Genomic DNA, 873 nt, shown 5'->3' with positions numbered 1-873 from the left:
CCAGTTACTCCCGTTGCTCCCGTGGCTCCGGTTGCTCCCGTGGCTCCGGTTGACCCTGTCTCTCCGGTTACTCCCGTAGCTCCGGTTGCTCCAGTTGACCCCGTGGCTCCTGTTGACCCCGTAGCTCCCGTAACCCCGGTGGCTCCCGTCTCCCCGGTGGCTCCAGTTGCTCCAGTTGCTCCCGTGGCTCCGGTTACTCCCGTAACTCCAGTTGACCCCGTAGCTCCGGTTCCTCCCGTGGCTCCCGTCTCTCCGGTTGCTCCCGTCTCTCCTGTCGCTCCCGTGGCTCCGGTTGTCCCTGTGGCTCCGGTTACTCCCGTGGCTCCAGTTGCTCCCGTGGCTCCGGTTACTCCCGTAGCTCCAGTTGCTCCCGTGGCTCCAGTTGCTCCCGTCTCTCCAGTTGCTCCCGTCTCTCCAGTTGCTCCCGTAGCTCCTGTGACTCCCGTTGACCCTGTGGCTCCGGTTACTCCCGTGGCTCCGGTTGACCCCGTGGCTCCGGTTGCTCCCGTAACTCCGGTTGTCCCTGTCTCTCCGGTTACTCCCGTAACCCCGGTTGATCCCGTGGCTCCTGTTGCTCCCGTAGCTCCGGTTGTCCCTGTCTCTCCGGTTGCTCCCGTAACTCCAGTTGCTCCCGTGGCTCCAGTTGCTCCCGTGGCTCCGGTTGACCCCGTAGCTCCGGTTGCTCCCGTGACTCCGGCTGCTCCCGTGACTCCGGTTGCTCCCGTAGCTCCGGTTGCTCCCGTAGCTCCGGTTACTCCCGTGGCTCCAGATTCTCCCGTGGCTCCGGTTACTCCCGTAGCTCCAGTTGCTCCCGTGGCTCCAGATTCTCCCGTGGCTCCGGTTGACCCTGTCTCTCCGGTTACTCCCGTAACT

The 873-nt window shown here is 64.7% G+C and carries 1 protein-coding gene; it reads right to left on the bottom strand.

What is annotated here, in order from left to right:
• A partial coding sequence (locus tag EDM60_RS27770; RefSeq protein ID WP_208715258.1) for a hypothetical protein occupies positions 1 to 873 on the bottom strand: 873 nt, incomplete at both ends.

Origin of the sequence: Brevibacillus parabrevis (genome assembly GCF_003710905.1) — a bacterium.
Lineage (GTDB): Bacteria > Bacillota > Bacilli > Brevibacillales > Brevibacillaceae > Brevibacillus > Brevibacillus parabrevis.
This window is presented reverse-complemented; position numbering and strand designations above follow the sequence as displayed.